Origin of the sequence: Beggiatoa leptomitoformis (genome assembly GCF_001305575.3) — a bacterium.
GTDB lineage: Bacteria > Pseudomonadota > Gammaproteobacteria > Beggiatoales > Beggiatoaceae > Beggiatoa > Beggiatoa leptomitoformis.
Genome location: NZ_CP012373.2, coordinates 3097048 through 3123246 on the forward strand (window position 1 = coordinate 3097048; position 26199 = coordinate 3123246).

A 26199-nucleotide genomic window follows, 5' to 3' on the forward strand; every position below is an offset into this window, starting at 1 on the left:
TTTGACCAACCCCCATAAAAAGCACTTTATTTATTTACACGTGCTAAATACTCGTTGGTGCGGGTATCCACACGGATTAAATCGCCTACGTTTAAGAATAAGGGAACGCGCACCGTTGCACCTGTTTCTAAGGTTGCGGTTTTGCTACCACCACCTGAGGTATCACCACGAATACCTGGTTCTGTATCGCTAATCGCTAAGACAACGAAATTGGGCGGGCTAACACCAATGGGCGCGCCATTCCATAACATAACGGTACATTCTTCTTGTCCTTTTAACCATTTAATGGCATCAACGACAATAGAGGCATCAGCGGCAAATTGTTCAAAGGTTTCAGGCACCATAAAATGGTAAAACTCGCCGTCGTTGTACACATATTGCATTTGTGTTTCAACGACATCAGCCCCTTCTAGGGTATCACCTGATTTAAATGTCCGTTCTAAAATACGTCCTGTTCTTAAATTTCGCAATCTAACACGGTTAAAGGCTTGACCTTTACCGGGTTTTACAAATTCGTTTTCTACAATGGCACAAGGGTCATTTTCGAACATGACTTTAAGTCCAGACTTAAATTCACTCGTACTGAAAACAGCCATAAAAACTCCCTAAACAGTGAGATGTTTATAATTATTTGCTTTAATAAATCGGTGTGACGCAATCAATTTACGCGGATGGTAAAATCGGGTCACAATAAAAATGCGCTATAGAAAAATGGGTTTCTATAGCGCACTCTGTAAAACTTGGCTGGGGGACTAGGATTCGAACCTAGGTTGATGGAGTCAGAGTCCATAGTCCTGCCACTAGACGATCCCCCAATACAGCAAACAGTTATTTGTATTGCGCATGAATCGCAGTAAATAACTGTTGACTGATAAATATTAACGTTTTGAGTACTGTGGACGCTTACGTGCTTTACGCAAGCCAACCTTTTTCCGTTCCACTTCACGAGAATCGCGGGTTACAAAACCTGCTTTACGTAAGGGAGAGCGTAAGGTTTCGTCATACTCAATTAACGCGCGCGTTAAACCGTGACGAATCGCGCCAGCTTGTCCTGTGTTTCCGCCACCTTCCACTGATACTAAAATATCAAATTTATCTTTTAGTTCAGTAATATCTAATGGTTGACGGACAACCATACGAGCGGTTTCACGACCAAAATATTCATCTAAGGGACGGTCGTTGACAATAATCTTGCCTTCACCAGCTCTTAAGTAAACCCGTGCAGTGGAGCTTTTGCGCCGTCCTGTACCATAATATTGGGTTATTGCCATACATTAACCTTTTAAATTTAATGCGATAGGTTGTTGCGCGGTGTGGTTATGCTCAGTTCCCGCAAACACTTTTAATTTACGAAACATATCACGCCCTAAAGGACCTTTCGGTAACATTCCTTTAACGGCGATTTCAATTAAACGTTCTGGGGCTTTTTCTTTGAGCTTGTCAAAACGAATACCTTTAATACCGCCGGTGTACCCACTATGGTGGTAATACATTTTCGACGTTGCTTTGTTACCTGTGACTTGAATTTTCTCGGCATTAATAATGACGATATAATCACCTGTATCAACATGCGGTGTGTATTCTGGCTTATGTTTACCACGCAAACGTTTGGCAACCTCAGTAGCTAATCTACCTAACACCATATTATCTGCATCGATGACATACCAGTCCCGCTTGACGGTCTCAGGTCTGGCACTAAATGTTCTCACTGGTAATCCCTCCAACGGGAAAGATGAAATCTGTTGCTTTTAAAAAAAACCTGAATTTTAGAATTTATCTATCTGACTGTCAATCGTAAATCAGCTTTTATCTTGAATTTACGTTAAAATAAAAAGTACCGTTGTGCCAATGGCAAGACTTCAGCGGGTTTGCAGGTTAGCAATTCCCCATCGGCACGGACTTGGTAAGTTTGTGCATTGACTTCAATCAGCGGTTGATAATGGTTATGAATCATATTGGCTTTGCTAATGGTGCGACAATTTTCTACCGCAACTAAACGTTTGTTTAAGCCTATGTGTCGACCAATGTCTTGTTGTAATGCTGCTTGGGAAACAAAGGTTACGGAGGTTGCATGTCGCGCTCCACCTAACGCACCAAACATGTAGCGATAATGCACAGGTTGTGGGGTAGGGATGGAAGCATTGGGGTCGCCCATGTGTGCGGCAACAATAGCACCGCCTTTGAGTATCATAGCAGGTTTAACCCCAAAAAATGCGGGTTTCCATAAAACTAAATCGGCTAGCTTTCCCACTTCTATTGAGCCAACTTCGTGAGCAATACCTTGTGCTATCGCAGGATTTATTGTGTATTTGGCTATATAGCGTTTAACGCGGAAATTATCATGTAAGCTATTATCTTCTGCTAAATTACCGCGTTGTACCTTCATTTTATGTGCCGTTTGCCATGTACGGGTAATCACTTCACCGACGCGACCCATTGCTTGTGAATCGGAGGAAATCATCGAAAACGCGCCTAAATCGTGCAAAATATCTTCCGCAGCGATGGTTTCACGCCGAATGCGTGATTCTGCAAATGCAACATCTTCGGGAATTGCAGGGTCTAAATGGTGGCAAACCATGAGCATATCTAAATGCTCGTCTATTGTGTTGATAGTATAAGGACGGGTTGGATTGGTTGAGGAGGGTAAAACGTTTTTTTGTCCACAAAGTTTAATAATATCAGGTGCATGTCCGCCACCTGCACCTTCGGTATGGTAGGCATGAATCACCCGATGTTTAAACGCCGCAATGGTATCTTCCACAAAGCCCGATTCGTTCAAGGTATCCGTATGAATTGCTACTTGAATATCATATTCTTCTGCCACGTCTAGGCAGTTATCAATGGCTGCGGGTGTTGTTCCCCAGTCTTCATGCAGTTTTAGACCCATTGCACCCGCTTCAACCTGTTCGCGCAACGGGTCGGGTAAACTGGCGTTACCTTTACCTAAAAAGCCAATATTCATTGGTAACGCATCAGACGCTTGCAACATGCGGTGAATATGCCATACACCTGATGTACACGTGGTTGCATTTGTTCCCGCCGCAGGACCTGTGCCACCGCCTATCATTGTCGTGATGCCTGACATAATCGCATCATCAATCTGTTGTGGACAAATAAAATGAATATGGGAGTCAATTCCACCAGCCGTTACAATTAATCCTTCACCTGCAATTACTTCTGTTCCCGCGCCTAAAATAATATCAACGGATGGCTGTATATCAGGATTACCCGCTTTACCAATCGCATAAATCCGCCCATTTTTTAACCCAATATCGGCTTTAATAATGCCCCAGTAGTCAATAATCAGGGCATTAGTAATCACTGTGTCAACAACATCAGCACTGCTCGCTTGTCCTTGTCCCATGCCGTCACGAATAACTTTACCGCCACCAAATTTAACTTCTTCCCCATAAATCGTGCGGTCAGCCTCGACTTGAATCCATAATTCTGTATCGGCTAAACGAATTCTATCGCCAACAGTTGCACCATACATTTCTGCATAAGCACGCCGTGAAATGGTAGCCACTATAATGCCCCCATGATTTTCGCGTTAAAGCCATAAACCTGCCGTTTTCCTGCAAAGGCAACTAAAGCGACTTCTCGCGTTTGCCCCGGTTCAAAACGAATTGCTGTTCCTGCGGGAATATTCAGACGAAAACCGCGTGTTGTCTCGCGGTCAAAGTGCAAAGCCGTATTTGTTTCATAAAAATGATAATGTGAGCCAACTTGAATTGGACGGTCGCCTGTATTTGCAACCGTGATACAACGGGTTTCCCGTTTTGTGTTTAATTCAATTTCACCACTTTGTACAATTATTTCGCCCGGAATCATTGTTATATTCTCCTTGGTTTATTTTGTTGTGAGTTATCCAGTTAGGCGGTTTCTATGGGTATATCTAGGGCTTAGGCTTTAAAAGCATAGTTTAATTGTGGTCTAAAAACCAAATCTAAATAAAAAGACCCTCTCAACGTATCATTGAGAAGGTCTTTTTTTAGCGCGTAATATTAGAATGTGTCATCAAATAGAGGGGGTTAAAAGTTCAAGCCAAAAGAATCAGGGTAGAAACCAAATAACCTTACTTAAGAAACTCTTAGCATGATGATTATTTGCAGTTAATTATTTGTTTTTAACATAATTTATTGATTGGCTTAATTTAAAGTCTTATAAAATACAATTTTTACATACCAACGTAGTAGGTATTTTGCAGGTATAAAAATTGTCAGGGAGATAAACCATGTATTTATACACCAGATTTTTATTCAATAATGTTTGATTTTATGGAGGGTTACTAAAATATGCAGTGGTAATGCTATTATTGGCATAACGGATAAAATTGCTATTTGCCGTTTTTTATCTATTCATTACCTCTATCAATGACAATAAAAAGATAATCGCATGAATCAGCTAGATCAATATTATATGGCACGCGCCCTACAACTTGCCGAGCAGGGTTTATGGTCAACCGATCCAAACCCGCGCGTGGGTTGTGTGATTGTGCGTGATGGAGAAATCGTGGGTGAAGGTTGGCATGAAGTCGCGGGCGAACCCCATGCAGAAGTTCATGCCTTACAAATGGCTAAAGAAAAAGCACAAGGGGCAACTTGCTACGTTACCCTAGAGCCTTGTTGTCATCATGGACGCACACCACCCTGTACCGATGCATTGATTAAAGCAGGGATTACCCGCGTGGTTGCAGCCTCTACCGACCCCAATCCGATTGTTGCAAGTAAGGGAATAGAACAATTAAATAAAGCAGGTATTGTGGTTAATGTTGGGGTGTTAGGTTCTCAAGCTGAACAATTAAATCCCGGTTTTTTTATGCGGATGCGACGCAATCGTCCCTATATTCGTTGTAAATTAGCCATGAGTTTAGATGGTAGAACTGCGATGGCATCAGGCGAAAGTCAATGGATTACTTCGCAAGATGCGCGTCGTGATGTGCAGGGATTACGGGCGCGCAGTTCGGCAGTGATGACGGGAGCAGGTACAATTCTCGCGGATAATCCTCGCATGACAGTGAGAGAAACGGAATTACCACAACATTTATATAAACCGAAAATTATTCGCCAACCCATTCGCGCCATTGTCGATGCACATTTAAGTTGCACCCCTTCCGCCCGTATTTTTGAAAAACCGGGGCAAGTAGTCATTTTTACCGCGTCAAGCAATGAAACAATTAAAACTATGTTAGAAACAGCGGGCGCACATGTTTTTTCTTTACCTCGTGGCACAAAAGGCGATATTGATTTACAAGAAATGTGCTACCGTCTAGCAACCGATTTTCATGTGAATGAATTATTATTAGAAACAGGTGCAACCTTAAGTGGTTCAATGTTAAAAGCGGGCTTAATTGATGAAATTATTATCTATATGGCACCCGTGTTAATGGGCAATAAAGCGCGTGGTTTGTTCAACTTGCCTGAAATTGAATTGATGAAACAACGCTTATCGTTAAACATTACTGATATTCGTGCAATTGGTTGTGATTGGCGGATTACGGCACAACCTGCCTTTTAAAATCAGACCTTCTGGATTGTTACACTCTGGAAGGTCAATTATCTAATCGTAAAATATGCAGCATCATATTGAAGTATAAATGTCACGCATTACACCGCCTGCCCCACCCCACGCTGACACAGAAGACAGTTATCTCGCTTCCCTTAGTGATTTGATGGTTGGTTTACTCTTTATTTTTATCATTATCTTAATGGCATTTGCCTTAAACTATCGTCAAGCAGAAAGCACTTCTAACGCAGAGACAATTAAACAACAAGCTGAAAAACAAAGGTTAATTGCAGAAACCCAAATACAACAGCAAAAACGGGTGCAATTAGTTCAAGAAACTGAAAAACTTCGCAAAGAACAGCAAAGCCTTAGCCAACAAACCACACAGCTAGTTGAAGAAAAACAACGCTTAGAAACGATTATTGTCCGCTTAACAGATAATAATGCCGTCCGTCGTACTTTGTTAAGGGATATTGAACGGGATTTACAAAATCGCGGGGTGCGGGTGTTCATTGATGAAAAAAATGGTATTTTACGTTTGCCTGAAGAACTATTATTTGCTTCTGCACAAGCTAATTTTCGTCCCAGTGGTGAACAAGCAATTAAACAACTTTCCTTTGTTTTAGCTGAAATTTTACCTTGTTATAGCCAAACCGCTACGGTTATACAACCCCAATGTAACCAACGTAGTGAGTCTCGTTTAGAAGCTGTTTTTATTGAAGGACATACGGATAATCAGCCGATTAATACCCCACAATTTAAAGATAACTGGGCATTGGCTAACGCCCGCGCAATCAACACCTACCAAGCCCTGATAAATCACGCCCCTCTGCTTGATACCCTGCAAAACGGACAAGCGCAAGCACTTTTAAGTGTGAGTGTTTACGAAGCCCGTCGCCCTGTTGCCGACCAAGACAGTGAAGAAGGCAGACGACAAAACCGACGGATTGACTTACGATTTTTAATGGCATCCCCCCCACCCGAATTAGTAGAACACGCCGCCCAGCGATTGCGTGCAGAATAATCCCCTACTTGAGAAATGTTATTTAACACACAATTGTATAATCGCCGCTACCTTTAGGTTAATACTACAGTATGGACATCCTTTATCTACTTATCCCTTTATCACTCGTCCTTATTTCGCTCATTATCGGTACATTTCTCTGGGCAATACACTCAGGTCAATTTGATGATTTAGAAGGGCCTGCCCATGAAATTTTGATGGATAAAGACGATATCATCCCGCCCAAAACCACAGCGATAGATAAACAATAGATAGCTAGAAAAAACAAATCTACCCCTGATGCAATATCCGTGTCATTCATTTCTTGTATTTTAAAATAATAACGTATAAAACTCTCTATTGTTGCTCTGCAATATAACGTTTAGAATGATTTTAAATTATCCAATCTACATGTATGTTTTCTTATATTAAATGGAGTTATTTGCATGAACCCTTCAAATTTTCTAGCGGGTAAAAAAGGCTTAGTAGTCGGTATTGCCAATGCGCAAAGTATTGCTTATGGTTGCGCCCGTGCATTTCGGGATTGGGGGGCTGAAGTCGCCATTACCTACTTGAATGAAAAAGCAAAACCACATGTTGAATCACTGGCTAAAGAGTTAGAAGCTCCGCTCTTTTTACCTTGTGATGTCAGCCAAGAAGGTGAATTAGAATCCGTTTTTGCTGCAATTGAACAAAAATGGGGTAAATTAGATTTTCTTCTGCACTCCATTGCCTTCGCCCCTCGTGATGACTTACACGGGCGCGTTGTAGATTGCTCACGCGATGGTTTTTTAGTTGCAATGGATATTTCTTGCCACTCATTTATTCGCATGGCAAAGCTCTCCGAACCCCTGATGAAAGATGGCGGTTGCCTTTTAACCATGAGCTACTTCGGTGCAGAACGTGTCGTAGAAAATTACAACCTCATGGGACCTGTTAAAGCCGCTTTAGAAAGTACCAGCCGTTATTTAGCCGCTGAACTTGGCGCGAAAGGCATTCGTGTTCATGCCATTTCCCCCGGCCCTTTAAAAACCCGCGCTGCTTCTGGCATTGCCCACTTTGATGAATTAATTGAAAAAGCCACCGAGCGTGCACCACAACATCAATTAGTGACTATTGAAGACGTGGGTGGCATTTGCGCCTACCTAGTCAGTGACATGGCAAAAGCCATTACAGGCAACCGTGTTTATGTTGATGCGGGTTACCATATTGTCGGCTAATTAATTGTTATTGTAACGATTGTTGCAGAAAAACAATCGTTACTCAAGCACATAACGTGAGAATAAAAAACTATGCATGAAGCGACACAACAAGACATTAGCAACAAGACCTTTGACGAAATTCAAATCGGTGAATCTGCCAATGTCTCCCGTACACTAACCTATGAAGATATTAACGTTTTTGCAATGGCATCAGGGGATTTAAACCCCACCCACTTAGACTTTGACTATGTTCATCAACAACATGAAAATAACAAAGTCACTGGACACAGCATGTGGAATGGTGCGCTGATTTCTGGACTACTAGGCACACAACTGCCCGGACCTGGAACAATTTACAAAGGGCAGAACTTAGTTTTTCACAACTACCTAACCCTAGGCGATACCGTCACCTTAACCATCACAGTTAAAAGCAAAAACCATCAAGACCACAGCATTATTTTTGATTGTTTAAGCACCAACCAACGCGGGGAAACCGTTTGCACAGGGGTTGCAGAAGTCATTGCACCCACTGAAAAAATTATCCGCACTGCCATTGCCTTACCCGAATTGCAAATCAACAATCCCGGCGCGCAATTACAACGTTTGGTTGCAATGACCCACAAATACGAACCCATTCGTATGGCTGTTGTGCATCCTGTTGACCGTAACTCCCTATTTGGTGCAATTGAAGCCGCTAAAGCTAACCTGATTATTCCTTACCTCGTTGGGCCTAAAGCCAAAATCATAGCGGTTGCCCAAGAAGATGGGGTAGATATTACAGGCTACAACTTTGTGGATACCGAACACAGCCATGAAGCGGCTACCGTTGCGGTTGCAATGGCACGTTCAGGCGAAGTTGATGCCATTATGAAAGGCAGTTTACACACCGATGAACTGATGGGTGCAGCCGTCCAACGTGGCACAGGCATCGCCACTGCACGGCGTATGAGCCATGTATTTGTGCTTGATGTTCCCTCCTATCCTCGTCCACTCTTTGTTACTGATGCGGCCATCAACATAGACCCAACGTTAGAAGATAAACGTGACATCGTGCAGAATGCCATCGAACTCGCCCATGCATTAGGCGTTCCTCAGCCCAAAATTGCCTTACTATCAGCCGTAGAAACCATTAACCCCAAAATGCGCTCCACTTTAGAAGCGGCTGCGATTTGCAAAATGGCCGACCGCAAACAAATTGTTGGCGGTGTTATTGATGGACCTTTAGCCTTTGATAACGCAGTTTCTATGGAAGCAGCAAGAATCAAAGGAATTATTTCCCCCGTTGCAGGACAAGCTGATATCCTTGTTGCACCAGATTTAGAAGCGGGTAACATGGTTGCCAAACAACTCGAATACATGGCAGAAGCCCAGTCTTCAGGCATTGTTTTAGGGGCGCGTGTTCCTATCGCCCTCACCAGCCGTGCCGATTCCGTCCTAAGTCGCATGGCATCTTGTGCCTTAGCCCTTCTCCTCGTTCGAAACAAGGCAAAAGTAATTCCATGAGTCAAAACGCCATCCTCGTGATTAATGCAGGCTCTTCCAGCATTAAATTTTCCTTATTCGCCATCAATGAAGGCGAAGAACAAGCACTAGAACTTATCTATCGTGGCAACATGTCTGGTTTAGGGACACATGCCCATTTTGTAGCCAAAAATGCGATAGGCTTAAAACTACTTGAAGAAGATTTAGGGACAGCCACCCACGAAGCTGCGTTTACCCGTTTACTGAGTTGGATGGAAGAACGTGACGATGGTTTAACACTTTATGCAGTTGGACATCGCGTTGTACACGGCGGAGTGACCTTTACCAAACCCGTAGAAGTCACACCCGAAATTTTCCAACAGCTAGAAGCACTGGGTTCACTCGCGCCCCTGCACCAACCGCATAACCTTGCACCGATTCAAGTGTTAGACAAACTGAAGGGACATTTACCACAAGTTGCCTGCTTTGATACCGCGTTCCATACCACGCAAACATTAACAGCACAACGCTTTGGCATTCCTCGTGAATACACCGAACAAGGTATAAAACGCTATGGATTTCATGGACTATCCTATGAATACATTGCACAAAAAATGCCTTCAGTGGTTGGTAAATTACCAGAAAAAGTCGTGGTTGCTCATTTAGGCAATGGTTCTAGCATGTGCGCAATACGCAACGGCAAAAGCGTTGCCTCCACTATGGGTTTTACCGCGCTAGACGGACTACCGATGGGAACACGTACAGGTGCGATTGACGCGGGTGTCATCCTCCATTTCTTAAATCAAGGCATGGACGTAAAAGAGCTAACCAAACTCCTTTACAACCGCTCAGGCTTATTAGGCGTGTCGGGCATCAGCAACGACATGGAAACCCTCTTAGCCAGCGATTCCCCCCATGCGAAAGAAGCCATAGACTACTTCATCTATCGCATTGGTTGTGAACTAGGTTCAATGACTTCTACTATCAATGGAATAGATGCTCTAGTCTTTACCGCAGGCATTGGCGAATATGCCAGTCTTATCCGTGCGGGCGTGTGCGAAAAAGCAGAATGGTTAGGTATAAAACTTAATCCCGAAGCGAATGCTAAACATGCGTCATGTATTAGCACCCCTGACAGCCGTGTTTCAGTCTGGGTAATTCCTACCAACGAAGAAAAAATGATTGCACAACACACCTTGCGAATACTAAAGGGATAGGTTTGTAATCATATAGTCAGTTATTCAGTTTGACACAGAGCGATTAGTGCTGTGTCAAACACATACTATTCTCTCGTTATACGTTTCATTTTACCTTAGAAAAAGCGGATAAATCTGTAATAATTAACCCCGTATATTTCAGCACGGTTTCAATAGACATTCCATCAGCCAACATAACTCGTGCAGTTTCCAAACGAGCTTGTTTATCACCTTCTTGTTTTCCTTCCTCTTTAAACCGCTGTTTTGCCTTTTCCCATGCGGCTTCATCCTTAATTTGCGCCAGCGTGTCTCTATCAATATTCAGTTTACGAATAATGTCTAAAATTGCTTGAAACATCTTTTCTGAATAATTATTTTCTTCTAATTTGCCATCTAATGAATCTTCTATTAACTCTAACCACCGTTTGATTTTTGGCGGCGTTTTATCATTCACCAAGCGAGGACAAAGAAAGACTAAACGATGTGGATAAATAGATAATTTGCACCCACGTTCATCCGTTGGGTTCATATCACTGACGGCACAACTAAAGTCGACACTGCCATCACGTGGAACACTGGTTAAAACAACGATGGTGTAAACGGTTCGTTCAAAATTATATTCTTGAAAACTGCCTATCTGTTCGACCAAACTCACCAGATGGTAGTATAAAAAACGGTCAAAAAAGTCTTCTTCTTTGATATGTTGAATTTCAACGACTATTCGTTGTTCTATGTCCTCAGCGAATAAATCATATTTGCTACGCACAAACCCGACGGGATTAGGATATTCATATTCGGTATGAACTTTATCAATATGAATATTAATATCTAATACATCATTAACAAATTGGGTAAAGGTTTCAGGTTGACCAAAAGCTTGCTTAAATATCGCGCCGTATTTTAGGGGGACAACTTCTATCACAAGGAAACTCCTATGGTATTTTGAACAAAGCGGATAAATCAGCCACGGCTAATCCTGTTAATTCTGCGGTTTCTTCCAGACTGAAGCCTTTTTCGCGTAGTTTTCGTGCAGTTTCCAAACGAGCTCGTTTATCACCTTCTTCCATACCTTCTTCCTTAAACCGCTGTTTTGCCTTTTCCCATGCAGCTTCATCCTTAATTTGCGCAAGTATGTCTCTATCAATATTCAGTTTACGAATAATGTCTAAAATTGCTTGAAACATCTTTTCTGAATAATTATTTTCTTCTAGTTTGCCATCTAATGAATCTTCTATTAACTCTAACCACCGTTTGATTTTTGGTGGGGTTTTATCATTCACCAAGCGCGGACAAAGAAAGACTAAACGATGTGGATAAATAGATAATTTACGTCCACGTTCATCAATTGGGTTCATATCACTAACGGCACAACTAAAGTCGACACTGCCATCACGTGGAACACTGGTTAAAACAACGATGGTGTAAACGGTTCGTTCAAAATTATATTCTTGAAAACTACCTATCTGTTCGACCAAACTCACCAGATGGTAGTATAAAAAACGGTCAAAAAAGTCTTCTTCTTTGATATGTTGAATTTCAACGACTATTCGTTGTTCTATGTCCTCAGCGAATAAATCATATTTGCTACGCACAAACCCGACAGGATTAGGATATTCATATTCGGTATGAACTTTATCAATATGAATATTAATATCTAATACATCATTAACAAATTGGGTAAAGGTTTCAGGTTGACCAAAGGCTTGCTTAAATATCGCGCCGTATTTTAGGGGGACAACTTCTATCACAAGGAAACTCCTATGGTATTTTGAACAAAGCGGATAAATCAGCCACGGCTAATCCTGTTAATTCTGCGGTTTCTTCCAGACTGAAGCCTTTTTCGCGTAGTTTTCGTGCGGTTTCTAAGCGAGCTTGTTTATCACCCTCTTCTTTTCCTATTTGTAAGCCCTCTTCCATACCCTCCTCCTTAAACCGCTGTTTTGCCTTTTCCCATGCAGCTTCATCCTTAATTTGCGCCAGTATGTCTCTATCAATATTCAGTTTACGAATAATGTCTAAAATTGCTTGAAACATCTTTTCTGAATAATTATTTTCTTCTAATTTGCCATCTAATGAATCTTCTATTAACTCTAACCATCGTTTGATTTTTGGCGGCGTTTTATCATTCACCAAGCGCGGACAAAGAAAGACTAAACGATGTGGATAAATAGATAATTTACGTCCACGTTCATCAATTGGGTTCATATCACTAACGGCACAACTAAAGTCGACACTGCCATCACGTGGAACACTGGTTAAAACAACGATGGTGTAAACGGTTCGTTCAAAATTATATTCTTGAAAACTGCCTATCTGTTCGACCAAACTTACCAGATGGTAGTATAAAAAACGGTCAAAAAAGTCTTCTTCTTTGATATGTTGAATTTCAACGACAATTCGTTGTTCTATGTCCTCAGCGAATAAATCATATTTGCTACGCACAAATCCGACTGGATTAGGATATTCATATTCGGTATGAACTTTATCAATATGAATATTAATGTCTAATACATCATTAACAAATTGGGTAAAGGTTTCAGGTTGACCAAAGGCTTGCTTAAATATCGCGCCGTATTTTAGGGGGACAACTTCTATCATTTTGGAGTCTCTATCTTATATTTTGTGGACAAAACGATTCTAGTATAACCAATACATTATTTTCAGTAGCGTTAAGTACATTACATTGTGGCTATTTTTATTAGGAGAAACGATGATATGTAAACCCACCACTTTGCTATCTCATTTGTCGTGACAAGTTTGAAAAAAAACGGTAAGATTTTGACCTTGTTTAAATTTTTGAGCAAATATATTTAGGATAAGCCATGAGTATTCAAGATAAACAAAGGGAATTTACAGTATCTTTACAATCACTTGTTAAGTACATACAAAATCGATTAGACGAGATTGAAAGTAATTTTGAAAAGGCAAAGCTTAAAGAACCTGCTTGTCAAGAGGTTTACAGTCAGACGTGGAAACCTAGATTAAAAAAATTACGTGATAAAGCAGAGCAACTACAAAGATTAACCGCTATTCGCCCCAGCCTTTGTGTTATGGGTAAACAAAATCAAGGTAAGACGAGTTTGTTACAAAGTTGGTTAGGAAATGCAATCGGTGGTATTCAAGAAATGTCTTACTTACCTGTTGGTGATTCTGACACAACAGCTTGTTTAGTTCGTTTAACAAAGGGAAGTTCGTTTCCCGATGAGCCTTCTACACATTATCTCCATGTGGAATTATTTCCTACCGACTTTGAACCGACAATTCAAAGACCTACACTTCGCTTGCAAAAAAAAACCATTCGTTTGTTGCGCACAGTGGATGAACCCATACGGATAGATAAACCTTTTCATGTTTGTCGTTTCCCTGTCTTGCCTGAAGATGATGATTTTTATTTGGAAGAACATAATCATCTTTCCTATAAAATAAGCGAAACAGGTAACATTCAATTATCTGACATACAATGGCATATCAAGCAAGTCACGATTCCTGTTGCTCTACCTGCTCAAAAGTTGAGTATTGCCGAACAAACCATAGATACTTTGGACATTATTGATGCCCCCGGTGCGGATTCGATGAATCTTGTTGGCAATTATTCTGAGTGGAAAAAAACTAAAAACACTGCCGTTTTTACCAGTGCTACACATGAAATTGACGTATTACTCATTGTTTGTTCCTCCGACCCTGCCGCTATGGCAATTGGTGGGCAATTTCAAGACACCGTATGGTCACCTTGGCAAAAACGATGTCAAGGACAAGGAAATGGACGCTTGTTATTGAGCTTTACTCATGCAGCGGTCTTGTTTAAAAAAATAAGTAACACGCTTAAAAAAGAGGATACTGAAAGGGAAATTGCAAAAAATCCCAATCAGTCCAAAGAATATGTAAAAAACTATGCGGAAACAAATTTTTATAGCACTATTTTTAAGAATGTCATTTCACCGTTGATGAGTGCGGAGAGGGATGAACAACCCCTTATCTCTACTGATTTAGCAACATGGCCTCCCATATTCTTTTTTGAACGACATGAGGAGGACTTGGAACAATTTGATATTCAAGCTGATTGTGCAGAACAAGTAAGCAGTCAGCTATGTCAACGACTAGAAGAGTATGGTGATGCTGCTCATGAAGATAGTACATTGCCATGGGGTGAACGCTGTGTGTTGAGACTGGTAAAGGACTGGTCTGATTGTAATGTCATTGACCCATCAGAACGGCGATGTATTCAAAAATGGTTAATTCACGTACTTGTTGCTTTGCTTGATCCAAACAATCGTGGTTTTAAGTTGTTTACCAAAACAATTACAAATTATGCAACCGTCGGTCCGATTGCAAACAATCATTGTAGTGAAAGAAAGCGACACGCAGATGATTTATGTCGTCAATTTGATGATTTTTTGAGTGAAATTAATCAACCGCAAAATCGTATTAATGCAATTAATGAACTCAACACAGTTAAAGAATTCTTAAAAAGTATATGGGTTGTAAAAGATGGGTTACTCGGGATACAACCATTTCGCTTAGGTAATGTGTGTCGTTCTCGAATTGCTAGTGTTGAAGAAACGATTAAAAATCCACTTTCCACACAGCCCTCTTTTGAATATAACGATATTATTCAAGATGTCGTTGATGATGCTGTTGATCAGCTAAAGGCGATTACTTCTACAACTGCGGATGTAAAAGATAAGTTAAAACGCGCTCTAAAAGAATGTCTGATTGAAGATTATGCGTTAGTTATGTTTAAGAAACATAATGAATACATCATCAAAACCAAAGTAGAGCGACTGAAACGCTTGCAAAGCATTTGTTTGGAACGTCTTGTGAGAGTAATGGCATATTTGGTTGATGCAGATAAAAACGCCTTAGAACAAGTCGCCAAATTTTGCTATGGTGAGGATAAATATACTAATATCCTCATTTCTACTGTTTTAAATGCAGGTGCTGGACATAAACAGACAGCAGATAAAGAACAATTTGAACGGGTAGCGACTGCAACAGATTCATTGCTTGCGGAAATTAAGCAGGCTAATTTTAAATCTTCTTATGAATAGAGATAATATGTTATGACAACCCCTTACATACAACTAGATACAAATATGCCGCGTCGCTTATTTGTGCCACTTGATAAGATAAAAGGTGATAAGGTAGAACAATTAATAGAGAAAGTATTAACTTGTAATCAAGTTTTTATCTATTGGCAACAAGAAAACGTTAAAGAATGGAAATCTATCGCAATTAGCCCTATAGATGAAGGCTTTGGCTATCGCTTAAACAATTCATTGTGGGAAAACAGCTTTCAAATTATCCAGATAGATAATAAAGGGTATGTGCAAAACCTACCTACCTCTAACAAAGATAATGTTACAACACATTTAGATATCGCCTTTAATCTTTCCACAACTGGAAACGAATGTGGTTTATACCTCAGTTGGAATCCAAAAGGGGTTACCAGTAAAGTTCATGGGCTATATCTGGTCAATAACATCAATCAGATCGAACAACCCGTAAAACAAGATTTATGTGGCAAACAATATGCTGTTTTAGCTATCCCGCGTATTGCCTTTTTTCCATTAGAAAATGATAAAGAACCACCAAAAACGCCACCTGATGATGGTGCATTAAATGTTTTTAAAGGTCTTTTTGGCATTGATGAGCGTTGGCAATTTCGTCTAAAAAAACCTTTTTTAGTTTTAAATAAATCGGTAAAACCAGATGCCAATTCAAGGGCTTTCTTTTTGGCTTTAGATTTTGGCACAACGGCAAGCACCATTGCTTGTTTACCAGAACAAGGAATCGATGCTGAAGACAAGCCCATCTTTACACCGCTACACCATCTATGTTCTTGGACACATACGACATTACTCCCCCTTTTAAACGAAAAGATGAAACCTAATGGACAAATTTCTTCTCGTTCTTTTACATGGGGTCAGGAAAATGATGCTATTGATGGTCTTTTTTCACCCGTTCCTCGTCATGTTCGTGCAAAACGCTTCCAACTTGCGACAGAAGATAATGATAAGCGAGAAGCAACACCCGGTATTATTTATGTTGACGACCAAAATGAATTTGATGAGTTAGTGACAACGCATCATGAATGTCTTATTGGTTTTGAAGCAGAAAGTTTTTTAACGAAAAAAAGCAGTTCTAATCAAATTAATCCCAAAAATTTTGTTTTTGCCCCCAAAAGACTTATTGGCACAGATGCCAATAGTTCTCGTGTCCAAGAAATGTTGGAAGGATTTAAGAAGGTTTATAAACAACAACATCCTGTTGAAGTCTATTTACAAGAGTTTTTAGATGAAACCCTCAATAAAGCCATTTTATCTGGTGCATTAAAATCACGCCTATCGAGTTTGTGTTATAGCTATCCTGTTACTTGGACTAAATTACAACGACAAAGTCTTGAAGTTCTTCTCAAAAGTGCATTAAATAAAAGTTTTTTCCACGAGTTTTTAAAGACACAACAAGTGTCTGATGAAATGAGTCCTTTATTCTGCTTAGATGAAGCAAGTGCCGCTTTTTTAGGGTTAATCTTAAAACGATTTCAAGGTTTAGAAGGGAGCGATTTACTCAGAACATTCAGTCCTTTTGAGCCTGATATAGAAAAAGCCTGTCAATATCCTAAAACAATGCAAGTACTGGTTATTGATTGTGGTGGTGGCACAACCGATATGGTGCTGCTTTCCATTACAGATGCAGGGGATAAGTCAAATACACCCGTTGTTGCAAAAATTTATAAACATTTTGCAATAGATAAAGGGGGGATTGAGGTAACCCGTCGGATTGCAGAACACCTAAAAAGTTTACTCCGATATAGTGAAACGCTTTCTGATGAATATTTACGAACTAATTTGTTTGACGAGAAAATCAAGGATAGTTTCTTGGGTGATACATCTGAACCCTTAGAATTATACCGTTGGCGTTTTTGTCTTAATCTGTATGAACAATCAGAGCTTATTAAGTTAGCCCTATCACAAACAGATAGCACAACCATTAATTGGGCTGATGTGGTTAAAAATTTATCATTACCCGACTTTAATTCACAAACACTTCAACCGACCATTGAAAAGGCATCTTTACAAAAATGGGTTAGTGAGACTTATCAACACTTAATAAACCAGTTAAAGCTGTGGTTTGCAGAAGAAAATCAGCCCGCGCTAGATTGTCTATTATTATCAGGGCGTTCTAGTCAATTAGCAGGCTTTCGTGAGGCTATTATCAATGCTATTCCTGAGGAAAAACGTCCATTAGCGATTGATTTTGCCGAAGTGGGGAATTATGCACTAGAACCACGTAACGATGAAAACCAACATGAAGAATTTACTGCAAAAAGCCTAGTGTGTAAGGGATTGGCATTAAATTATTGGAATACAAAAGCTGCCTTTGGTAAACGTCCCCTCGAATGTGAACCCATTGATGAAACGAGACGAACACGCGCGATTGGTGTGTTAGCTGAAAATACATCATTACGCCCACAAGATCATTTTGATCCAGAAATAGAGTTGCTTATCGATGCAGACAACCAACCAATTGAGTTAGAAAAAGAATATCTATTGACTTTAGATAAAGCAACCGCGAAAGGGTTTTATTTAGGGATTAACTTTGGTGGAAAAATTAAAGAAGGGATGATACTTAGTGAATATCCAGACCCGCCACAACCTTTTTTGCGCATAGATATCGACGGTGGAATAAAAGAGAATTTTGAGAAGCTCATTTTTTATTTTCAACAAGTTGCATCAACTGAGATTAAACTCTCAAAAATTGAGATGTATAAAAAAGAGGGTGAAAGCAATCCTATTATCAAAGAAAATATTGCCATGAAACCTTATGAAGATACAGAGGTAGCATTAGGTAGTGCGTTGAAAGTCCATTTGCAAATTGAAGATTTTCGAATGACGGGAAGAATTCATTCACTAGATGCCGATGAATAAATCATGCGTTATTTTCTGTTACTAATTATAGTGTTGTTTCTACCTATCACGATGACCGTTTGGGGAGGAGAGAATCAGGTTTATCTTAGGTGTTGGTATGGATTACCACCTAATCCACCTCTTTATCCGCCGCTTTGTTGGTATGAATTGCTACCTAATCCGTCCGTTTCTCCAGATTTACATCGTGATACAGTAGGAGAACAAAAACAGCACGTTACGGAAGGGAAAAAACCAATACTAACCATAGAATTAGAAGAGAAAAAACCAAAAGTAGAACAAGAACAACATATCGTAGAACGTGAGAAACCTATTCCAAATGTATCGAAACAGAAAACGATGGAAACAAAACATGAGGAACAAAAAAAAGTATTAATATCAGATGATAAAACCGTAAAAGAAAAATTAGAACCAACACAAGAAAATAGCGATTACATCAAAATAGCGGGTGTTGTCCTTGGCGGTTTTTCATTAATTGTTATTATCTTTAGCCTTGTCAGAAGAAAGGCTAAACAGCAAACGAAAATACTAATTCCCTCACATGAGTTTCTAGGCTTCACGCGTTCGGGCTATCCAACAGAAATTGATACCCCTTTTCAAAAGAAATTACTCGATAACATTAAACGTAATGTTAGATGGGACGAATCAAATACAGAACGTGTTAAAAAGACCTTACAACAAATTTTAGACGATAAAAATCAAGCTAATGCAACTAACCAAATTGTTATTTTCCTAATGGATTTTTGGTGTCCCTTCTTAGCTTGTTATGAAGCAGATACGCAACATTGGCAATGGTTTAGTAAACAACTAAAAACAGTATGTCCCACGCAATGGACAGTTGAAATTGTTTATCAACCCTTAAAAAATAAATTTCTGAGCGAGTGTGCGCAATACACAGATAAAGTTATCGGGAATGGTGAGGTTGTTCAGGAAATTTGCCGTCCAGCGGTCACTTTACGCAATGAAACAAATGAGATAATAACTTCTCGCAAGGCATGGGTAAAAACAAAATAATCCTTATTTGTGCATTACCCCAAAAAAGCGTGTTCACTTCTTTCAAGTGTTCGCGCTTTTTTTATGCTAACGTAATCCTTTGATATGAACCGTTAAGGGGGTTTCCTATGCCATTTAATTTTGATGGATTGAGTGAACAAGCAGTAACAGATTCGCGTAATCTTTATGGCTCTAATGCAGTTGCAACACAAGCCAGTGAAACTTTTTGGGAAAAATTATTCAGTAATTTTAAAGACCCTATTATTGTTATTTTATTAATTGCTTTAGCTATTACGCTACTCTTGGCTACGTTGGGCTATGCCGAATGGTATGAAGGGGTTGGTATCGCGATTGCGGTGATATTAGCGACTTTTATTGCAACGTGGTCAGAACATAGTAATGAAGGGCGGTTTCGGCAATTATTGGAAGAATCTTCACGCATTCAGGTGAAAGTTTTTCGCCAAAAAGGACATTTGGTGCAGTTGCCCATCGATGAGTTGGTTGTTGGGGATTATATTTTTTTGCAAGCGGGCGACACGATTCCAACCGATGGCGTGTTAGTAGAAGGACATATAGAAGTTGATGAAGCTGCTTTAACAGGGGAGTCAGAAACCATACATAAACAAGCACATCACGCCGATAAAGAATTAATAACGGTGTTTCGTGCAGGTTTAATTGTGGATGGTGAAGCCGTGATGTGTGCAACGGCAGTCGGGAATCAGACTTTATATGGTAAAACCATGAGTGAGTTGGGTATAGCTGTAGATAGTTTGTCACCGTTACAGGAAAAACTAAGCATTTTAGGAAAACAGATTGCCCATGTTGCCTATTTTGGCGCGGGATTCATTTTTCTAGCATTTATGTTAAATCAGATATTTTTAGAACAGGATGGATTTTCTGCTTATTTTCAACAACCGTTAGGGATTATTTTTCATAATATTTTTACGGCATTAATTTTGGCCATTATTGTCATTGTTGTCGCAGTGCCAGAAGGGTTGCCGATGATGATTGCAATCGTGTTAGCCATTAATATGAAAAAGTTATTAGCGGTTAAAGTGTTAGTACGGAAATTATTGGGTATTGAAACGGCAGGCAGTTTAACCGTTTTATTTACAGATAAAACAGGGACATTAACACAAGGGCGTTTAGTTGTTGAAACTGTGTTATTAGGACAAGGGGAAACTTTTCAGCATTTTACTGAAATACCCAACCGTTTGGGGAAGATGTTTGGTTTCGCTTTGCGGAATAATACAAGTGCGGTTATTGATGCACGTCATCCTGAACAGCCAACAATGGTTGGTGCAGACCGTACTGAACAAGCATTATTACGCTTTATTTTGACGGAGTTGGTGCATAAAGATGAATTAACCGTGATTGCGCGTATTCCTTTTAATAGCAGTCGTAAATTTTCGGCGGTGCAAGTTGAAAGCCCTATCGTGTCGTTGACCTTGATAAAAGGTGCGCCCGACATTTTGTTAGCCCAATGTACGGATTGTCTGGATAAAGAAGGTAATCCGATGGCATTTACAGATAAAACGCTGTTACAAGATGCGATGCACCAACTATCCGCCCGCGCCATGCGATTGCTCGCGGTAGCAGTGACAACTGAACCCATTCATGCGGATAAAACGTTACCTGCCCGTTTAACTTTATTGGGCGTGTTTGGCTTACGTGATGCCTTGCGTGATACCTCTTATCAAGCGGTAAAAACTGCAAAACAAGCAGGTATTCAAGTTGTTATGATTACAGGTGATGCGAAGGAAACGGCTCAGGCAATTGCGCGCGATGTGGGGTTATTAGAAGATGACCCACAAGCCTTAATTTTAACGTCCACTGAGTTGCAAGCCTTATCTGATGTGGAACTGGCTGAGCGGTTGCCACATTTGCGAGTGGTGTCGCGGGCGTTTCCAACGGATAAAAGTCGTTTAGTTCGTGTGGCAAAATCGTTACATTGGGTGGTCGGTATGACGGGGGATGGGGTGAACGACGCGCCTGCTGTAAAAAGTGCTGATGTTGGTTTTGCGATGGGCAGCGGCACGGAAATGACAAAGGAATCAAGCGATATTGTGGTGTTAGATGATAACTTTGTCTCTATTACTAAAGCCGTTTTATATGGACGCACATTATTTAAGTCGATTCGGAAGTTTTTAGTTTTTCAATTGACGGTAAGCTTATCTGCGGTTTTGGTTGCCTTTTTCGCGCCGTTTGTTGGGTTTGAATTACCGCTGACGATGACGCAACTCCTTTGGTTAAACATTATTATGGACACATTCGCAGGGCTTGCGTTGGCGGGGGAAGCGGCATTAAACCGTTATATGCTTGAGCCGCCCATCCCCAAAAATGAGCCTATGATTAATGGGGATATGGCAATGTCAATCGTTATCAATGGAGTCGTTGCAACCATTATCAGCATTTGGTTTCTCACTAGTCCTATTACAAAAGGATTATTTACAGGTGGTTATGCGATAGACAGTGTTGAGGCACGAGCCGTTTTTTTAAGTGCATTTTTTGCTTTTTTTGTTTTTCTACAGGTTTTTAATACGTTTAACGCGCGGACACAAGGATTAAATTTATTTGAAAATATTTCCAATAATGCTTTTTTTCTGCCAATAATCGGTTTTATTTTTGGTATTCAAGTTATTATGGTGCAGTTTGGCGGGGAGATTATGCGAACAGTGGGTTTAAACACAACAGAATGGTTGTATGTTTTATTATTTTCTATCATCTTAATTCCCGTAGATTTATGTCGTAAATTCTTAAGAAATCAATTGGGTAAAAATCCTGTCATTCAATCATTCCGTGGGGAAGATTTTTAATATTTAATCTGATGATGCTTAAAGATAATCGTTTTATTGCGCCGTTGCGGTCGGTTTTTCACTGGTTATTGCCACAAAGTTGTTTTTTATGTGGTGCAGACAGTGAAAATGCCGTGTGTGCTTTATGTCTGCAAGAATTGATGTGGACAAAGAACGCTTGTACACGTTGCGGAACGGTGTTAAGTCTTGATGAGCATATTTGTGGACAGTGTCTGCGCCGACCACCACCTTATCAGCATTTGCAATCGGTGTTCGCCTACACATATCCCACGACAAAATTGATTCAAGCGGCAAAGTTTCAGCGAAATTTTGCCGTGTTGCACTTGCTTGGGCAATTAATGGCTCAACAATTAGTGGTAGAAAACCGCCCCGATGTATTAATTCCTGTGCCATTGCATCCACATCGTTTGCGCAGTCGGGGACATAATCAATCAGTGGAATTAGCCAAGCGAATCAGTCGGCAACTACATATTCCTTATGATGATTCAGCTTGCATACGTCGTAAAAATACCCCACCACAAACCCGTTTATCTGCTCGATTACGTCGTGAAAATATTAAAGATGCGTTTGATGTGTTGTATTGTAAACCCAGTTGGCAACGGGTTAGTTTAATTGATGATGTGGTTACAACAGGTTCAACGGTAAAGGAATTAGCACAAGTCTTATTAAATGCAGGTGTAAAACAAGTTGATGTCTGGTGTTGTGCAAAAGCCTAAATCTGAAGGTTAGTTAAATGCAATTAAAGACAGCCATAATAAAAGTTGTTATAATTAACAATTAGTTAAAATGATTAGTAAGGTGATTTTTATTCCCGTCTATTCTGAAAGACTTATCAACGTGAATATAAATTTGTCCTAAAGAAATAATAAAAGAGGCTTGCATTGCTCTTAACGTAAACGTAAACTTAGCGCATGAATTTATGGTCTAACACCTTACAAACGATAATAAAATTAGTAAAAGACCTATATTCTCTTTTTTTTCAACGCCTAAAAGTTATGTTTCAAGTCGTCAACCTATAAGGTTATCCATCAATGAAAGTATTAGTTGCGGTTAAACGTGTCGTTGATTACAACGTAAAAATACGGGTTAAAGCGGATGGTTCTGATGTTGATATTGCAAATGTCAAAATGTCGATAAATCCCTTTGATGAAATTGCAGTTGAAGAAGCTGTGCGCTTGCAAGAGGCAGGTATTGCTACAGAAGTCGTGCTTGTATCCTTAGGTGTTCCACAATGTCAAGAGACATTGAGAGCGGGATTAGCAATGGGCGGCGACCGTGCCATTTTGGTGGAAACTACCACAGAATTACAGCCCTTAGCCGTTGCTAAGTTATTAAAAGCGGTTGTAGATAAAGAACAGCCGCAATTGGTTATTTTAGGCAAACAAGCCATAGATGATGATGCGAATCAGACAGGGCAAATGTTAGCGGCATTGTTGGGTTGGGGACAAGGGACGTTTGCTTCTAAAATCACGGTTCAAGCGGATAAATTAGAGGTTGTTCGCGAGGTTGATGGTGGTTTAGAAACAATTAAGCTTAATTTACCTGCGATTGTCACGGCTGATTTGCGCTTGAACGAGCCACGTTATGTAAAATTACCTAATATTATGAAGGCAAAGAAAAAACCTTTAGAGGTCTTAACGCCTGAACAATTGGGGGTTGATGTAACACCACGTCTTGTAACACTTAAAGTGCAAGAACCTGCAGGACGGAAGGCGGGTATTAAAGTCGCTGATGTAAAAGAACTTGTTAATAAACTGAAAAACGAAGCAAAGGTTATCTAAATGCGTATCCTCGTCATTGCTGAACATGATAATAATAGCCTTAAAGCCAGTACTTTAAACACGCTTAAAGCCGCGAGTTTAGTCGGTGGGGATATTCACGTATTGGTTGCAGGGCATAATGCGCAATCTGTCGCGCAAGCAGTTGCAACAGTTGCAGGAGTCAGTAAGGTTTTGCATGTAGAAGCCCCGTATTATGCGAATCCATTAGCTGAAAGTTTTGCTGATTTAATCCTGTCTATTGCCAAGAATTACAGTCATTTATTTGCAGCAGCGACTACGTTCGGAAAAAATGTTATGCCGCGTGTTGCTGCATTATTAGATGTTGCACAATTATCTGAAATTAGTGCGGTTATTAGTGCTGATACGTTCGTGCGTCCTATTTTTGCGGGTAATGTTTTAGCAACCGTGCAATCTAAAGATGCTATTAAAGTTATTACGGTACGGATTACCAATTTTGAAGCAGCAAGCACGGGTAATGCGTCTGCACCGATTGAAAGCATCAGCGCGGTTGCTGATAACTCACGCGCTCAATTTGTCAGTCAAGCCTTAAGTAAATCGGAACGTCCCGAATTAACGAATGCTCGAGTTGTTATTTCGGGTGGTCGTGGCATGGCAAGTGGTGAGAATTTCTATTTGTTAGAAAAAATCGCGGATAAACTCAATGCGGCAATTGGTGCATCACGTGCGGCAGTGGACGCGGGTTTTGTGCCGAATGATTATCAGGTGGGACAAACAGGTAAAGTTGTCGCGCCAGAGTTATATATTGCGGTTGGTATTTCAGGTGCTATTCAACACTTAGCAGGGATGAAAGACAGCAAAGTCATTGTTGCGATTAATAAAGACGAAGAAGCCCCTATTTTCCAAGTAGCTGATTATGGACTTGTTGGAGATTTATTTACATTATTACCTGAATTGGAAAAAGAATTAGGATAGCTTTATCGTCAATGTATCTTTAGTATTTATACGCTGGCTTGTATAAAAACCGTGTAACGTTTTATGCGTTATGCGGTTTTTTATTGTTTGTGTGTAATTTTCCATCATCATCTTGATTTTGTAATTGTTTAAACAAGTTCATCAAGCAATGGCAATATATAGTAACCGTATTTTAAAAAGAGAATAAGAAATGACCTATTCAATAGATTTCCGTAAAAAAGTATTAAAAGTGAAACAAGAAGAAAATCTTGCTCGTTACCAAGTTTCACTTGGTAATGCCTATTCGCCAAGCTCTGCTTGGCGGGTACTTGAACGCCCCACGCTTAAATCCGCTTGTACTCGGCAAGCGGAGCTTGCAAAGCAGGCATTACCAAGCAGAGCTTGGTAACGAGCAAATTGTTCTATTGATGCGCTCTTTTTACTCATATTCTATTTAATCTTTTTATAGTACTGTTGCTATAGCCCCAATTAGCTGCAAAATAAAACCCGCCTTACAACTTTCTTGCAAAAACGGCTAACCCAATTCCACCTAAAATTAATGTGCTGGAAATGAATAAATGCAAACTCAATACTTCACCTAAGAAAATAATTCCCGCCATTGCCGCAATAATCGGCACGGACAATTGCACGGTTGCCGCCCGAGTTGCCGTGAGTCCTGTTAATGCGGTGTACCAAATCGCATAACCTATCCCCGATGCAAAAGCCCCTGATAAAATCGCTAAAACAATGCCTTGTACTGAGTAAGTAGCCGTTTGCCACAGAATAGCACTGACAATAATGGTAAAAGGTAAAGTACCAATAAAGTTTTTTGCTGTTGCCGTAATTGGATGATGCACACCACGCCCGCGCAAGGAATATCCCCCCCATGCAATGCCAGCAACTGCCATAAGTAACGAACCCAATAATGGTGGCGCGTTTAATGAGGGAAATACTAGATAAATTAAACCGATAATCGCAAAAATAAGTCCAATCCATTCAATAAAATGGGGTCTTTCTCCACGCCACAATGCGACACTAATCATCGTCGCCTGTACAGCACCAAATAAAATTAACGCGCCTGTGCCTGTTGTTAAATATTGGTAAGCAAAAGAAAAAGTAATTGCGTATAAAAATAATAACCCCGCAGAAAAATAATCCATGCGCACGGCTTGCCATGTTGATTTTTTAAATAGAAAACTAATGCTAGCAAGGGTTATCGCGCCAGAAATCAAGCGAATCATGGTAAAACTTGCACCGTCGATTAATTGCCCGCCTAATGCCATACGGCAAAACAATGAATTAGCGGCAAAAGCGAATAAAGCTAACAGTGTGTATAATAAAATATTGTGTGGTCTGTCATGTGTATCCATTGTTTTACCTGAATTAAAGTTGTTAGTATTGGGTT

The 26199-nt window shown here is 40.2% G+C and carries 23 protein-coding genes and 1 tRNA gene; 14 read left to right on the top strand and 10 right to left on the bottom strand.

The window, feature by feature from the left end; translation table 11 throughout:
- Positions 1 to 26 precede the first annotated feature (26 nt).
- The 6 genes from efp to AL038_RS13045 form a co-directional block, all read right to left on the bottom strand.
- Positions 27 to 596: an elongation factor P gene (efp, locus tag AL038_RS13020; protein ID WP_062153461.1), complete on the bottom strand. Its 570-nt coding sequence runs from the start codon at positions 594 to 596 to the stop codon at positions 27 to 29.
- A 145-nt stretch (positions 597 to 741) separates the two neighbouring features.
- Positions 742 to 815, bottom strand: a tRNA-Gln gene (locus AL038_RS13025).
- Positions 816 to 878: 63 nt separating this feature from the next.
- Entirely contained in the window at positions 879 to 1271 is a 393-nt protein-coding gene (gene rpsI, locus AL038_RS13030; protein ID WP_062153463.1) for a 30S ribosomal protein S9, read from the bottom strand.
- A gap of 3 nt (positions 1272 to 1274) precedes the next feature.
- Complete coding sequence (gene rplM, locus AL038_RS13035) at positions 1275 to 1709, bottom strand: 50S ribosomal protein L13 (RefSeq protein WP_062153464.1); 435 nt, start codon at positions 1707 to 1709, stop codon at positions 1275 to 1277.
- A 113-nt stretch (positions 1710 to 1822) separates the two neighbouring features.
- Entirely contained in the window at positions 1823 to 3526 is a 1704-nt protein-coding gene (gene ureC, locus AL038_RS13040; RefSeq protein ID WP_062153466.1) for an urease subunit alpha, read from the bottom strand.
- On the bottom strand, positions 3526 to 3831 hold the full coding sequence (locus AL038_RS13045; protein WP_062153468.1) for an urease subunit beta: 306 nt from the start codon (positions 3829 to 3831) through the stop codon (positions 3526 to 3528). The genes ureC and AL038_RS13045 overlap by 1 nt, the downstream gene beginning before the upstream one ends.
- Positions 3832 to 4395: 564 nt before the next feature.
- Here AL038_RS13045 and ribD point away from each other — a divergent pair.
- The 6 genes from ribD to AL038_RS13075 all read left to right on the top strand — a co-directional run bounded on the left by ribD (position 4396) and on the right by AL038_RS13075 (position 10388).
- A complete protein-coding gene (gene ribD, locus AL038_RS13050; RefSeq protein ID WP_062153470.1) occupies positions 4396 to 5517 on the top strand; it encodes a bifunctional diaminohydroxyphosphoribosylaminopyrimidine deaminase/5-amino-6-(5-phosphoribosylamino)uracil reductase RibD in 1122 nt (373 codons plus the stop codon).
- Positions 5518 to 5596: 79 nt separating this feature from the next.
- Positions 5597 to 6529, top strand: a complete 933-nt coding sequence (locus AL038_RS13055) for an OmpA family protein (protein WP_062153472.1) — start codon at positions 5597 to 5599, stop codon at positions 6527 to 6529.
- A gap of 71 nt (positions 6530 to 6600) precedes the next feature.
- A complete protein-coding gene (gene ccoS / locus AL038_RS13060; protein WP_062153474.1) occupies positions 6601 to 6780 on the top strand; it encodes a cbb3-type cytochrome oxidase assembly protein CcoS in 180 nt (59 codons plus the stop codon).
- Positions 6781 to 6954: 174 nt separating this feature from the next.
- The gene (gene fabI, locus AL038_RS13065) at positions 6955 to 7728 is read left to right on the top strand and encodes an enoyl-ACP reductase FabI (RefSeq protein WP_062153476.1); all 774 of its coding nucleotides are present in this window, start codon (positions 6955 to 6957) and stop codon (positions 7726 to 7728) included.
- Positions 7729 to 7800: 72 nt separating this feature from the next.
- Positions 7801 to 9213, top strand: coding sequence for a bifunctional enoyl-CoA hydratase/phosphate acetyltransferase (locus AL038_RS13070; protein ID WP_062153477.1), 1413 nt, complete (start codon positions 7801 to 7803; stop codon positions 9211 to 9213).
- Positions 9210 to 10388 carry an acetate/propionate family kinase gene (locus tag AL038_RS13075; protein WP_062153479.1) on the top strand — a complete coding sequence of 393 codons (1179 nt, stop codon included), beginning with the start codon at positions 9210 to 9212 and terminating at the stop codon, positions 10386 to 10388. Before AL038_RS13070 ends, AL038_RS13075 begins: the two co-directional genes overlap by 4 nt.
- Before the next feature lie 85 nt (positions 10389 to 10473).
- Here AL038_RS13075 and AL038_RS13080 read toward each other — a convergent pair whose 3' ends face one another.
- The 3 genes from AL038_RS13080 to AL038_RS13090 are packed head-to-tail and all read right to left on the bottom strand — an operon-like array spanning position 10474 to position 12965.
- A complete protein-coding gene (locus AL038_RS13080; protein ID WP_062153481.1) occupies positions 10474 to 11289 on the bottom strand; it encodes a PD-(D/E)XK nuclease family transposase in 816 nt (271 codons plus the stop codon).
- Positions 11290 to 11299: 10 nt separating this feature from the next.
- Positions 11300 to 12115 (bottom strand): PD-(D/E)XK nuclease family transposase, encoded by an 816-nt coding sequence (locus tag AL038_RS13085; RefSeq protein ID WP_062153483.1) that lies wholly within the window; start codon positions 12113 to 12115, stop codon positions 11300 to 11302.
- A 10-nt stretch (positions 12116 to 12125) separates the two neighbouring features.
- Positions 12126 to 12965 (bottom strand): PD-(D/E)XK nuclease family transposase, encoded by an 840-nt coding sequence (locus AL038_RS13090; protein ID WP_062153485.1) that lies wholly within the window; start codon positions 12963 to 12965, stop codon positions 12126 to 12128.
- 224 nt (positions 12966 to 13189) lie between these two features.
- On the opposite strand from AL038_RS13090, the gene AL038_RS13095 reads away from it, so the two are divergent.
- The 8 genes from AL038_RS13095 to AL038_RS13130 all read left to right on the top strand — a co-directional run bounded on the left by AL038_RS13095 (position 13190) and on the right by AL038_RS13130 (position 25203).
- Complete coding sequence (locus tag AL038_RS13095) at positions 13190 to 15415, top strand: P-loop NTPase family protein (protein ID WP_062153487.1); 2226 nt, start codon at positions 13190 to 13192, stop codon at positions 15413 to 15415.
- A 12-nt stretch (positions 15416 to 15427) separates the two neighbouring features.
- On the top strand, positions 15428 to 18295 hold the full coding sequence (locus tag AL038_RS13100) for an acetate and sugar kinases/Hsc70/actin family protein (protein ID WP_062153488.1): 2868 nt from the start codon (positions 15428 to 15430) through the stop codon (positions 18293 to 18295).
- Between the two features lie 3 nt (positions 18296 to 18298).
- Positions 18299 to 19306 (top strand): hypothetical protein, encoded by a 1008-nt coding sequence (locus AL038_RS13105; RefSeq protein WP_062153490.1) that lies wholly within the window; start codon positions 18299 to 18301, stop codon positions 19304 to 19306.
- Positions 19307 to 19413: 107 nt separating this feature from the next.
- A complete protein-coding gene (locus AL038_RS13110; protein WP_062153492.1) occupies positions 19414 to 22101 on the top strand; it encodes a calcium-translocating P-type ATPase, PMCA-type in 2688 nt (895 codons plus the stop codon).
- An 11-nt stretch (positions 22102 to 22112) separates the two neighbouring features.
- Positions 22113 to 22817 (top strand): ComF family protein, encoded by a 705-nt coding sequence (locus AL038_RS13115; RefSeq protein ID WP_083991527.1) that lies wholly within the window; start codon positions 22113 to 22115, stop codon positions 22815 to 22817.
- Positions 22818 to 23132: 315 nt separating this feature from the next.
- Positions 23133 to 23882 (top strand): electron transfer flavoprotein subunit beta/FixA family protein, encoded by a 750-nt coding sequence (locus AL038_RS13120; protein ID WP_062153496.1) that lies wholly within the window; start codon positions 23133 to 23135, stop codon positions 23880 to 23882.
- A complete protein-coding gene (locus AL038_RS13125; RefSeq protein ID WP_062153498.1) occupies positions 23883 to 24815 on the top strand; it encodes an electron transfer flavoprotein subunit alpha/FixB family protein in 933 nt (310 codons plus the stop codon).
- Positions 24816 to 25005: 190 nt separating this feature from the next.
- Positions 25006 to 25203: a hypothetical protein gene (locus AL038_RS13130; RefSeq protein ID WP_062153500.1), complete on the top strand. Its 198-nt coding sequence runs from the start codon at positions 25006 to 25008 to the stop codon at positions 25201 to 25203.
- A 103-nt stretch (positions 25204 to 25306) separates the two neighbouring features.
- Here AL038_RS13130 and AL038_RS13135 read toward each other — a convergent pair whose 3' ends face one another.
- Positions 25307 to 26164 carry a DMT family transporter gene (locus AL038_RS13135; RefSeq protein ID WP_062153502.1) on the bottom strand — a complete coding sequence of 286 codons (858 nt, stop codon included), beginning with the start codon at positions 26162 to 26164 and terminating at the stop codon, positions 25307 to 25309.
- Positions 26165 to 26199 lie beyond the last annotated feature (35 nt).

Bases quoted from the DNA above. Each gene is read 5' to 3' on its own strand.
- AL038_RS13125 (WP_062153498.1), top strand. From the start codon at position 23,883: ATGCGTATCCTCGTCATTGCTGAACATGATAATAATAGCCTTAAAGCC.
- AL038_RS13055 (WP_062153472.1), top strand. From the start codon at position 5,597: ATGTCACGCATTACACCGCCTGCCCCACCCCACGCTGACACAGAAGAC.
- AL038_RS13105 (WP_062153490.1), top strand. From the start codon at position 18,299: ATGCGTTATTTTCTGTTACTAATTATAGTGTTGTTTCTACCTATCACG.
- ccoS (WP_062153474.1), top strand. From the start codon at position 6,601: ATGGACATCCTTTATCTACTTATCCCTTTATCACTCGTCCTTATTTCG.
- AL038_RS13095 (WP_062153487.1), top strand. From the start codon at position 13,190: ATGAGTATTCAAGATAAACAAAGGGAATTTACAGTATCTTTACAATCA.
- efp (WP_062153461.1), bottom strand. From the start codon at position 596: ATGGCTGTTTTCAGTACGAGTGAATTTAAGTCTGGACTTAAAGTCATG.
- AL038_RS13130 (WP_062153500.1), top strand. From the start codon at position 25,006: ATGACCTATTCAATAGATTTCCGTAAAAAAGTATTAAAAGTGAAACAA.
- AL038_RS13075 (WP_062153479.1), top strand. From the start codon at position 9,210: ATGAGTCAAAACGCCATCCTCGTGATTAATGCAGGCTCTTCCAGCATT.
- AL038_RS13115 (WP_083991527.1), top strand. From the start codon at position 22,113: ATGATGCTTAAAGATAATCGTTTTATTGCGCCGTTGCGGTCGGTTTTT.
- rpsI (WP_062153463.1), bottom strand. From the start codon at position 1,271: ATGGCAATAACCCAATATTATGGTACAGGACGGCGCAAAAGCTCCACT.
- AL038_RS13100 (WP_062153488.1), top strand. From the start codon at position 15,428: ATGACAACCCCTTACATACAACTAGATACAAATATGCCGCGTCGCTTA.
- AL038_RS13120 (WP_062153496.1), top strand. From the start codon at position 23,133: ATGAAAGTATTAGTTGCGGTTAAACGTGTCGTTGATTACAACGTAAAA.
- AL038_RS13110 (WP_062153492.1), top strand. From the start codon at position 19,414: ATGCCATTTAATTTTGATGGATTGAGTGAACAAGCAGTAACAGATTCG.
- AL038_RS13090 (WP_062153485.1), bottom strand. From the start codon at position 12,965: ATGATAGAAGTTGTCCCCCTAAAATACGGCGCGATATTTAAGCAAGCC.
- AL038_RS13070 (WP_062153477.1), top strand. From the start codon at position 7,801: ATGCATGAAGCGACACAACAAGACATTAGCAACAAGACCTTTGACGAA.
- AL038_RS13045 (WP_062153468.1), bottom strand. From the start codon at position 3,831: ATGATTCCGGGCGAAATAATTGTACAAAGTGGTGAAATTGAATTAAAC.
- AL038_RS13135 (WP_062153502.1), bottom strand. From the start codon at position 26,164: ATGGATACACATGACAGACCACACAATATTTTATTATACACACTGTTA.
- fabI (WP_062153476.1), top strand. From the start codon at position 6,955: ATGAACCCTTCAAATTTTCTAGCGGGTAAAAAAGGCTTAGTAGTCGGT.
- ribD (WP_062153470.1), top strand. From the start codon at position 4,396: ATGAATCAGCTAGATCAATATTATATGGCACGCGCCCTACAACTTGCC.